Below are 9697 nucleotides of genomic sequence, written 5' to 3'. Positions count from 1 at the left end.
CCGCTATCGCAGGCAAGCCAGCTCCCACAGGGATCTGTATTTCATGGCAGGGGTTTCAGTTTTCTTCGCCTTCGGCCAGCAGCGCAATCCCGCCGATAATCACCGCCACCCCCACCCAGTGCAGCGCGCTGATATGTTCCCCCAGCCCCAGCCACGAACCGAGCAATACCACCACAAACACCAATGAACTCAGGGGAAACGCCAGGGACAGACTGCTGCGCCGCAGGATCAGCATCCACACGAAAAACGCGCCGATGTAGCAGGCAATCGCCGCGAGAATCCCCGGGTTGCGCGCCACATCCGCCAACCACTGCCAATTGAAATCCATCTGCCCCAATTGATCGCCGGCCACTTTGGTAAACAACTGCCCGGCACTTTCGGTACAGATCAGCAAGGCCCACAGCACCACAGTGCCGAAGCGCCCATGCAACCACGCGTGCGTATTCATGCCTGCCCTCCGGCAATCGCCACCAACATCACGCCCAGGGTGATCACCCAGGTCCCCGCCCAACGGCGGCGGCTGACGGTCTCGCCCAGCACCACCTTGCCCACCAGCACCACCCCGCAATACGCCAACGCCGCCGCCGGAAACAACAGGCTCAACGGCGCGCGGGACAAGGCTTCCAGCCAGACAAAAAACTCGATGACGTAAGCCCCGATCCCGGCCCACAACAACGGCGCATTGAACACCTGGCCCCAGAACGCATTCAGGCGAAAGCCGCCTTCCAGCTCCGGCAAGCGGTCGAGGCCGAGCTTGAAACACAACTGGCCGATCACATCGAGCACGATGGAAAACGCCACCAGCAACACCACGGTCAACGTCACGGGAACAGCTCCTCAAACAGGTCGATCAGGGCTTCATTGGTCGCGGCATTGCGCTGCAAATCCTCGGGGCTCCAGCGCTCGGCGGGCGGTTGGTCGGACTTGGCCTCCCAGCGCTTGAACGCGTTGCTGAACGCAGGTTGTGCGAACTCGCCACACACGTCGATGCCGATAATCCGCTTGCCCGCCGCCAACGCCCGCAGGGCTTGCAGCAGATGGGCCAGGCGCATACCGCCCTGGTCCCAGTTGGTGGCGGCGTCTTCACTGGCCAGCACGTCTTTGTCGATGGTGATCCAGATCGCATCGGTGGGCAGGCTGGCGATCATCTGCTCGAGAAACACGCCCCAGTCCAACTCCGCCAGATTGCGCCAATGCAGGTGATTTTCCTGCTGCTGGTGACCGGCGCCGTCCCCGACCCGGCCCCAGACTTTCGACGGCGGATGCTGCCAGGGAAACAGCTGCAAATGCCCACGCTTGAGCGCCCCCAGGTTGCCGCCGCGCAGTTGCGGGTTGTGCAGGTCATCGCTGCACGGGCCCAGGGTGACGATGCGTTTGATCGCCGGCATGTTCAGCGCGCGGTTGACCCACGAGCCGCAGTGCCGCTTGGGCGCAAAGCGCACCCAGTCGGGGTGGTTGTCGAAGTGGATCAGGCTGATGGGTTCCTTGAGGTCGGCGAGAAACGCCGGCGTGAGGTGGTGATAGTCGCCGGAGCCGACAAACAGGATTTCCGGCCGTGCATCCACCGGCCGTGGCCGCTGGGCCAGGCGTGCGGCGAAGGACTTCCAGGTTTTTTCGGTGGCCCACAGGCGCAGCTTCGGGCCCAGGTCCAGCAGGTCGAGGCGCGTGGCCTGACCGCTGGCCAGACGCCGGGCAATCGGTGCCTGGTTGGTGAGGCTGTGGTCGAGATCAAGAATATTCAAGGCAGAGGTGCCCCCTTTATGGCTTCAGGGGGTCAATGCAAGGGCCGGGCCAGCGGATCTCTTGAGGACAATGAGTAACCCATGTGGGAGCTGGCTTGCCTGCGATAGCGGTGGATCAGTCAATGCAGCAATAACTGATAGACCGCTATCGCAGGCAAGCCAGCTCCCACACTTGGAATTGTGTTCGGCTTTAGTTTTGGGCGTCGGTGATGATCTGGCGAATCGCCCCCACAAACGCCTCGGCCGGCTGTCCACCGCTCACCGCGTACTGGTCGTTGAACACAATGGTCGGCACCGACGTCACGCCACGGGACACCCACAATTCCTCTTGCTCACGTACCTCGGCGGCGTATTCATCGCTGGCCAGAATCTCAGCCGCGCGCTTCAAGTCCAGCCCGACGCTTTCGGCAATGATCGCCAGGGTCGCGTGATCGGAAGGGTCTTGGCCGTCGCTGAAATACGCCTTGAACAGCGCTTCCTTGAGGTTGTACTGCAAGCCTTCCAGCCCGGCCCAATGCAGCAGGCGGTGAGCATCGAAGGTGTTGTAGATGCGGCTCTGGCCATCGGTGCGGAAGGCAAAGCCCAGCGCGGCGCCCATGTCGCGGATGCGCTCGCGGTTGGCCTGGGATTGCTCGGCGGTAGAACCGTATTTTTCAGTGATGTGCTCGACGATGTTCTGCCCTTCGGCGGGCATGTTCGGGTTCAGTTCGAACGGCTGGAAGTGGATCTCGGCCTGCACCTCGGCACCCAGCTGGTCGAGGGCTTCGGTCAGGCCGCGCAGGCCGATGATGCACCAGGGGCAGGACACATCGCTGACGAAATCGATTTTCAGGGGAGTACTCATGGCTAGCCACCTCGTAGGCAAAAACGCGCCGCAAAGGTTGCACGATACACCAATGTCACAACACCTTCGAAGGCTCGCCCAGGTCAATCCGCGCCCAGTGCGCCGCATCTTCGCGATGGGCTTGCAGGTATGGCAGCACCGCCGTCAGCAGCGGCGCCTTGAACGCTTCCTGGAAACGGTGGGCCATGCCGGGAATCAGCTTCAATTCGCTGCCCTGGATATGCGCGGCCAGGTGCACGCCGTGCATCACCGGCAACAGCGGATCGGCGGTGCCGTGCACCACCAGGGTCGGCACGCGCAGCTGGTTGAGCAACGGCACACGGCTCGGTTCGGCGAGGATCGCCATGATCTGGCGCTTGACGCCGTCCGGGTTGAACGCACGGTCGTAGGACAGCGCCGCCTGGTGCAGCAGGGCCTGGCGATCATCTTTCACATTCGGGCTGCCCAGCGCGGCCAGCAGATCAGCCTGCTGCTCCAGCGCTACTTCGCGATTGGGTGCGCTGCGCCGTGACAGCAATTGCACCAGCGCCGCATTCGGCGCCGGCAGGCCTTCGGCGCCGGAGCTGGTCATGATCAACGTCAGGCTTTCCACGCGCTGCGGGGCCATGGCCGCCAGGTGCTGGGCGATCATGCCACCCATGCTTGCGCCCAGGACGTGGAATTGGCGGACCTGCAACGCATCCATCAAACCCAGCGCGTCGTCGGCCATGTCGGTCAGCGTGTAGGGCGCCGACACCGGCAGGCCGAGCTTGTAGCGCAGCACTTCAAAGGTCAGGTTGGCGCTGGCCGGCGCCTGGCGCCAGGTGGACAGGCCGACGTCACGGTTGTCGTAGCGGATCACCCGAAAACCCTGTTGGCACAGGGCCACGACCACTTCATCCGGCCAGTGGATCAACTGCCCGCCCAGCCCCATCACCAGCAGCAACGCCGGATCGGACGCACGGCCGATGCTCTGGTAGGCGATGCTCACCTGAGCCAGGTCGACCGTTTCGGTCGGGACATTGACATCACATCGAGACGCCGCAAAAGACGGCAGGCCGAACAATAGAGCGGCCAGTAAAAGCAACACGCGCATGAAAAACACCGAAACGCAGAACCCCAGTAGAGCGCGAGTCTGATGAAGTTTGTTCAAGCGCGCTGCCACAGTTTCATGACAGTTTAATGAAGAGTGCCCAGCGGTCATGGTCGACACAAACGGCAACATGAGACAAACTCACGCGATTGCGCTTCATCACAAATTTCCTTCATGGAGAGCCCGTGCTCGAGATCCGTCACCTCAAGACCCTGCACGCCCTGCGCGAAGCCGACAGCCTGGTGGAAGCCGCCGAGCGCCTGCACCTGACGCAATCGGCGTTGTCCCACCAGTTCAAGGAGCTGGAAGAACGCCTGGGCATGCAGCTGTTCGTGCGCAAGACCAAGCCACTGCGCTTCACCAGCGCCGGCCTGCGCCTGTTGCAACTGGCCGATGCGGCCCTGCCGCTGCTGCGCGGTGCCGAGCGCGATATCGCGCGGCTGGCCGGCGGCACTGCGGGGCGCCTGCACATGGCCATCGAATGCCACAGCTGCTTCCAGTGGCTGATGCCGACCATCGACCAGTTCCGCGATGCCTGGCCGGAAGTCGAGCTGGACCTGGCCTCCGGGTTTGCCTTCGCGCCGCTGCCGGCCCTGGCCCGTGGCGACCTCGACCTGGTGGTGACCTCCGACCCGCTGGAGCTGCCGGGCATCACCTACGTGCCGCTGTTCACCTACGAAGCCATGCTCGCGGTGGCCAACCAGCATGCGCTCGCGGGCAAATCCTACATCGTGCCGGAAGACCTGCTGACGGAAACCCTGATCACCTACCCGGTGGAACGCGACCGCCTGGACATCTTCACCCGCTTCCTCGAACCCGCCGACGTCGAACCGGCCCAGGTACGCACCTCGGAACTGACGGTGATGATGATGCAACTGGTGGCCAGCGGCCGTGGCGTGTGCGGCATGCCCCATTGGGCGCTGCATGAATACAGCTCGCGCGGCTATGTGAAGGCCAAGCGTTTGGGTGAGAAAGGCTTGTTTGCGACGCTGTATGCGGGGATTCGTGCGGACATGCTGGATGCGCCGTATATGCGCGATTTCTTGCTGACCGCGAAGGACACGTCGTTTTCCACATTGGATGGCGTCAGCGCCGTTCGCTGAAGGAACCGGCGCCCACAAACAATGTGATCTAACTGTGGGAGCTGGCTTGCCTGCGATAGCGGTGCATCAGTAGCAAATATGCAAGCTGACACACCGCTATCGCAGGCAAGCCAGCTCCCACACTGACCGTGCTCACATTGGATTTGTGTCAGGCCAGTTGGCGACGCAGCTCGGCCAGCACCGGCGCCGAATCCGGGCGCACACCGCGCCACAGGAAAAACGCCTCCGCCGCCTGCTCCACCAACATCCCCAAGCCATCCATCGCCACGGCGGCACCTTGCGCCGTCGCCCAGCGGCAAAACGCCGTCGGCTCCTTGCCGTACATCATGTCGTAGCAAAACGTCTTGCCCGGCTCGATCAGGCTGCCGGCAATCGGCGGTACATCGCCTGACAGGCTGGCGGACGTGGCATTGATGATCACGTCCACCGGCTCACGCAGCCAGTCGAAGCCGCTGGCAGACACCGGGCCCAGGTCGTCAAACAACTCGGCGAGCATTTCGGCTTTTTCCACGGTGCGGTTGGCAATGATCAGCGAGGCCGGCCGCTCGGCCAACAACGGCTCCAGCGCGCCACGTACCGCGCCGCCAGCGCCAAGCAGCAAGATGCGTTTGCCTTGCAGGCTCAACCCGGCGTTGACCGTGAGGTCGCGCACCAGGCCGGCGCCGTCGGTGTTGTCACCCAGCAGGCTGCCGTCGGCGAGCTTGCTCAGGGTATTCACCGCGCCAGCGCGCTGGGCCCGTTCGGTGAGGCTGTTGGCCAGGCGGTAGGCGTCTTCCTTGAACGGCACGGTGACGTTGGCGCCACGGCCTTGCTGAAAAAACTCACGGGCACAGCCAGTGAAATCCTCCAGCGGCGCAAGCAAGGTGCTGTAGTCCAGTTGCTCGCCGGTCTGCTCGGCGAACATCCGGTGGATCAGCGGCGACTTACTGTGGCCGATGGGGTTGCCGAACACCACATATCGGTCCATCAGACGGCTGCCTTGGGCGCGGCGAGGCCGAGCCAGTCACGGTCTTGCAGGAAGTAGTCGGTGAGGCGCGCTTCTTCGCTGCCGGCCTCGGCTTTCCAGTCGTAGCTCCAGCGCACTTGCGGCGGCAGCGACATCAGGATCGACTCGGTGCGCCCACCCGATTGCAGGCCAAACAGGGTGCCACGGTCGTAGACCAGGTTGAACTCAACGTAGCGGCCACGGCGGAATTCCTGGAATTCGCGCTGTTGCTCGGTGTAGGCGGTGGCCTTGCGGCGCTGCACGATCGGCAGGTAGGCGTCGATGTAGGCGTCGCCGATGGCGCGGATGAAGGCGAAGCAGGTGTCGAAGTCCCACTCGTTCAAGTCATCGAAGAACAGGCCGCCGATGCCACGCGGTTCATTGCGATGCTTGATGTGGAAGTAGGTGTCGCACCAGGCTTTGTAGCGCGGATAAACGTCTGCACCGAACGGCGCACAGGCCTGCTCGGCCACGCGGTGCCAGTGGATGCAGTCTTCTTCGTTGGCGTAGTAGGGCGTGAGGTCAAAGCCGCCACCGAACCACCACACCGGCTCTTCGCCTTCTTTTTCAGCGATGAAAAAGCGCACGTTGGCGTGGGACGTTGGTATGTGAGGGTTGTGCGGGTGGATCACCAGCGACACGCCCAGGGCTTCAAAACCACGGCCGGCCAGTTCAGGGCGATGGGCACTGGCGGACGGTGGGAGGCCGCTGCCAAACACGTGGGAAAAGTTAACGCCGCCTTTTTCAATCACCGCACCGTCCGCGATCACACGGGTACGACCGCCGCCGCCGGCAGGCCGGGTCCAGGCGTCTTCGATAAAGCGCGTGTCCGGCTCGAAGGTTTCCAGGGCACTGCAAATGCGGTCTTGCAGGTCAAGCAGGTAGGCCTTTACAGCCTCGGTGCGGGTAGTCATGGCATCACCTTGAATCGGGCAAAGCTACGCGAGGCCATTGGGCGTCGGCGGCAAATGGGCGCACAGGATACCACCGCACCCCGTTGCGCCGTAGTTGACGAAGATCAAGCTTAGGAGTTCGATAGCCGACTACGCGAATTCGACCCGAGGAGAAGGCAGATGGCAAAACGTATCCAGTTCAGCGCCCATGGCGGCCCCGACGTGCTTGAGTATGTGGACTACACGCCAGCGGAACCCGGCCCACAACAGGTTCGCGTACGTAACCAGGCGATTGGCCTGAATTTTATCGACACCTATTTCCGCAGCGGTTTGTACGCGCCGCCTGCGTTGCCATCTGGCTTGGGCGCAGAAGGCGCCGGTTTGGTCGATGCCGTCGGCAGCGAAGTCACCCAGTTCAAGGTCGGCGACCGTGTGGCCTACGGCAGCGGGCCGCTGGGTGCGTACAGCGAACTGCATGTGTTGCCGGCCGCCAACCTGGTGCACCTGCCGGACGAGATCGGCTTCGAACAGGCGGCTGGCGCCATGCTCAAGGGCCTGACCGTGCAATACCTGCTGCGCCAGACCTATGAGTTGAAGGGTGGCGAGACCATCCTGTTCCACGCCGCTGCCGGTGGCGTAGGCTCCCTGGCGTGCCAGTGGGCCAAGGCCCTGGGCGTGAAGCTGATCGGTACGGTCAGCTCGCCGGAAAAAGCCGCCCTGGCCAAATCCCTCGGCGCCTGGGAAACCATCGACTACAGCAAGGAAAACGTCGCACAACGCGTGCTGGAATTGACCGACGGCAAAAAAGTGCCAGTGGTGTACGACGGTGTGGGCAAGGACACTTGGCTGACGTCGCTGGACAGCGTGGCACCGCGCGGGCTGGTGGTGAGTTTCGGCAATGCGTCGGGCGCCGTGGATGGGGTGAACCTGGGGATTTTGTCGGCGAAAGGTTCGCTGTACGTGACCCGGCCGACCTTGGCCACCTACGCCAACAACCCGCAGAACTTGCAGGCGATGGCGGATGACCTGTTTTCGATGATCAAGAGCGGCAAGGTGCGCATTGATATCAACCAGCGGTATGCGCTGGCGGATGCGGCGAAGGCGCAGACGGAGTTGTCGGGGCGGCGGACTACCGGGTCGACGATTTTGTTGCCGTAAGGCTTCAGGACTCTACTGACTCAAGGGCCTCATCGCGGGCAAGCCCGCTCCCACATTTGACCGAGTTTCTCCAGTCGGAACCCGATCAACCTGTGGGAGCGGGCTTGCCCGCGATGGCTACACCTCGGTCTCAGGACGGGCGCATCACCTTGCCCGTGGCCAGATCGCGAATCAGGCTCGGGTTCTTGCGCCCACCCAGGGCGCCACCCAGCACCAGGTCCACCTGGCCACGGAAATACTGCTCCACGCGGATCCGCGTACGCGCCGCCGGGCGGCCCTGCGGGTTGGCCGAGGTGGAAATCAACGGCCCCACTTCTGCGCACAGATCCCGCACCAACGGGTGATCGCTGACGCGCAACGCCACGGTGTCGTGCACACCGGTCACCCACTCCGGCAGCAAACCCTGGTGGGGCACCAACCAGGTGTTGGGCCCCGGCCAGGTGCTGGCCATGCGGTCGATCCAGTCTTGCGGGAAGTCTTCGAACAAAAAGTCGAACTGGTGAATGCTATCGGCGACCACGATCAAGCCCTTGTCCACCGAACGGTTCTTGATCGCCAGCAAGCGGTCCACCGCTTCTTCATTCCACGGGTCGCAGCCCAGCCCCCACACCGCCTCGGTTGGGTAGGCAATCACCGCACCTGCGCGAATTTCTCGTGCGGCTTCCAGCACACGCCACCTGTTGACCATTGTTTACTCTCCAGACCAAAGCTCCGGGCAGTTTACCGATCTCTGTTACAAAACCTAGCAGCGCGCGCGCCAGTGCCCGCTTTCGCAGATCACGCGGCCTTCCAGTTCCAACTCGGTCAAGGTCGCCAGCACCTGGGACAACGGCCGCCCACTGGCAATCGCCAGGGCTTCGCTGGTGTGGGGCGCCGCGTGCAGCAGCGCCACCAACGGATGGGTGACCGGCACCGGGGCCGGGCGCGACAACGCCTGCCAGCCGCGCAAGCCTTCCAGGATGTGCTCGATGGTTTCCACCAGCACCGCACCCTCACGGATCAACTGGTGACAGCCCTTGGCGCCGGGATGGTGGATGGAGCCCGGGATCGCATACACCTCGCGGCCTTGCTCGGCGGCGAGCTTGGCGGTGATCAGCGAACCACTGGCCATGCTCGCCTCCACCACCAGCACGCCGAGGGACAGGCCGCTGATGATCCGGTTGCGCCGTGGAAAGTTGCCGGCCTGGGGCGCGGTGTCCAGCGGGAACTCGGAAACCACGGCACTGCCTTGCTCAATCATCGCCGCCGCGAGCCGCTTGTGGCGCTGTGGATAAAAATTTTCGAGGCCGGTACCGAGGACGCCGATTGTCTGCCCCCCGACATCCAATGCCGCCTGATGCGCCGCGCCATCAATGCCCAACGCAAGGCCGCTGGTGATAACAAAACCCGCGCCCGCCAAACTGCGCGAAAACGCGGCGGCGGTGTCCATGCCAGGGCGCGAAGCACGGCGACTGCCGACCACCGCCAGTTGCGGTTTTTCCAGGATTCCAGGGTCGCCGGCGACGAATAACAACGGCGGCGCGTCGTCGATCTGGGCGAGCAATGCGGGGTACTCAGGCTGGTCCCACATCAGCAAATGCTGGGCCGGGCGTGCCAGCCAGGCCAATGCAGCGCTGGCGCCATCGCGCACCTCATGGCTGCGCCGGGCCTCCGCGCTGATGGCCGGCAACCCGAGGGAACGCCAGGCACTGGCGGGGGCGCTGATGGCCTTTGACGCGCAACCAAATGCTTCGATCAATCGGCGAAAACGCTTGGGACCCAGTTCCGGCAGCCTGTGCAAGCGTAGTCGTGCTTCCAGTTCTGCTGGGGATATTTCATGGCTGTTTGTCGGATACATCTGATCATCCTTGACCGGAACAAGCTGTGGATAACTCTGTTGGTAACTTATTTAGCAGGCTAT

Annotated in this window: 11 protein-coding genes; 2 read left to right on the top strand and 9 right to left on the bottom strand. The window is 63.3% G+C overall.

From position 1 onward, the window contains the following. Nucleotides 1-55: 55 nt before the first annotated feature. From B348_RS0111525 to B348_RS0111505, 5 genes are all read right to left on the bottom strand, one after another. Nucleotides 56-448, bottom strand: coding sequence for an EamA family transporter (locus B348_RS0111525; protein WP_017736271.1), 393 nt, complete (start codon nt 446-448; stop codon nt 56-58). Beyond that, nucleotides 445-825, bottom strand: a complete 381-nt coding sequence (locus tag B348_RS0111520) for a transporter (protein WP_017736270.1) — start codon at nt 823-825, stop codon at nt 445-447. The genes B348_RS0111525 and B348_RS0111520 overlap by 4 nt, the downstream gene beginning before the upstream one ends. Then, nucleotides 822-1742 carry an arginase gene (locus B348_RS0111515; protein ID WP_017736269.1) on the bottom strand — a complete coding sequence of 307 codons (921 nt, stop codon included), beginning with the start codon at nt 1740-1742 and terminating at the stop codon, nt 822-824. The genes B348_RS0111520 and B348_RS0111515 overlap by 4 nt, the downstream gene beginning before the upstream one ends. A 190-nt stretch (nt 1743-1932) precedes the next feature. After that, nucleotides 1933-2586 carry a DsbA family oxidoreductase gene (locus B348_RS0111510; protein ID WP_017736268.1) on the bottom strand — a complete coding sequence of 218 codons (654 nt, stop codon included), beginning with the start codon at nt 2584-2586 and terminating at the stop codon, nt 1933-1935. A 55-nt stretch (nt 2587-2641) separates the two neighbouring features. Next, nucleotides 2642-3661, bottom strand: coding sequence for an alpha/beta fold hydrolase (locus B348_RS0111505; RefSeq protein ID WP_026136741.1), 1020 nt, complete (start codon nt 3659-3661; stop codon nt 2642-2644). A gap of 182 nt (nt 3662-3843) precedes the next feature. On the opposite strand from B348_RS0111505, the gene metR reads away from it, so the two are divergent. Continuing rightward, nucleotides 3844-4761, top strand: a complete 918-nt coding sequence (gene metR / locus B348_RS0111500; protein WP_017736266.1) for a transcriptional regulator MetR — start codon at nt 3844-3846, stop codon at nt 4759-4761. Between the two features lie 148 nt (nt 4762-4909). Here the strand turns inward: metR and aroE are convergent, their stop codons facing one another. Next, complete coding sequence (gene aroE, locus B348_RS0111495) at nt 4910-5728, bottom strand: shikimate dehydrogenase (RefSeq protein WP_017736265.1); 819 nt, start codon at nt 5726-5728, stop codon at nt 4910-4912. Then, nucleotides 5728-6660: an oxygen-dependent coproporphyrinogen oxidase gene (hemF, locus tag B348_RS0111490; RefSeq protein WP_017736264.1), complete on the bottom strand. Its 933-nt coding sequence runs from the start codon at nt 6658-6660 to the stop codon at nt 5728-5730. The genes aroE and hemF overlap by 1 nt, the downstream gene beginning before the upstream one ends. Before the next feature lie 159 nt (nt 6661-6819). Here hemF and B348_RS0111485 point away from each other — a divergent pair, with 159 nt between their 5' ends. Continuing rightward, on the top strand, nt 6820-7797 hold the full coding sequence (locus B348_RS0111485) for an NADPH:quinone reductase (RefSeq protein WP_017736263.1): 978 nt from the start codon (nt 6820-6822) through the stop codon (nt 7795-7797). A 130-nt stretch (nt 7798-7927) separates the two neighbouring features. Here the strand turns inward: B348_RS0111485 and B348_RS0111480 are convergent, their stop codons facing one another. Both B348_RS0111480 and dprA read right to left on the bottom strand, forming a co-directional pair. Beyond that, nucleotides 7928-8485, bottom strand: a complete 558-nt coding sequence (locus tag B348_RS0111480) for an L-threonylcarbamoyladenylate synthase (protein ID WP_017736262.1) — start codon at nt 8483-8485, stop codon at nt 7928-7930. A 54-nt stretch (nt 8486-8539) separates the two neighbouring features. Beyond that, a complete protein-coding gene (gene dprA / locus B348_RS0111475; protein WP_026136740.1) occupies nt 8540-9634 on the bottom strand; it encodes a DNA-processing protein DprA in 1095 nt (364 codons plus the stop codon). Between the last annotated feature and the right edge of the window lie 63 nt (nt 9635-9697).

The sequence above is a fragment of the Pseudomonas sp. CBZ-4 genome (assembly GCF_000346755.1).
GTDB lineage: Bacteria > Pseudomonadota > Gammaproteobacteria > Pseudomonadales > Pseudomonadaceae > Aquipseudomonas.
This window is presented reverse-complemented; position numbering and strand designations above follow the sequence as displayed.

Excerpts from the sequence above, each read along its gene's own strand:
- dprA (WP_026136740.1), bottom strand. The coding sequence starts at position 9,634 with ATGTATCCGACAAACAGCCATGAAATATCCCCAGCAGAACTGGAAGCA.
- B348_RS0111525 (WP_017736271.1), bottom strand. The coding sequence starts at position 448 with ATGAATACGCACGCGTGGTTGCATGGGCGCTTCGGCACTGTGGTGCTG.
- B348_RS0111485 (WP_017736263.1), top strand. The coding sequence starts at position 6,820 with ATGGCAAAACGTATCCAGTTCAGCGCCCATGGCGGCCCCGACGTGCTT.
- B348_RS0111505 (WP_026136741.1), bottom strand. The coding sequence starts at position 3,661 with ATGCGCGTGTTGCTTTTACTGGCCGCTCTATTGTTCGGCCTGCCGTCT.
- B348_RS0111480 (WP_017736262.1), bottom strand. The coding sequence starts at position 8,485 with ATGGTCAACAGGTGGCGTGTGCTGGAAGCCGCACGAGAAATTCGCGCA.
- hemF (WP_017736264.1), bottom strand. The coding sequence starts at position 6,660 with ATGACTACCCGCACCGAGGCTGTAAAGGCCTACCTGCTTGACCTGCAA.
- B348_RS0111510 (WP_017736268.1), bottom strand. The coding sequence starts at position 2,586 with ATGAGTACTCCCCTGAAAATCGATTTCGTCAGCGATGTGTCCTGCCCC.
- aroE (WP_017736265.1), bottom strand. The coding sequence starts at position 5,728 with ATGGACCGATATGTGGTGTTCGGCAACCCCATCGGCCACAGTAAGTCG.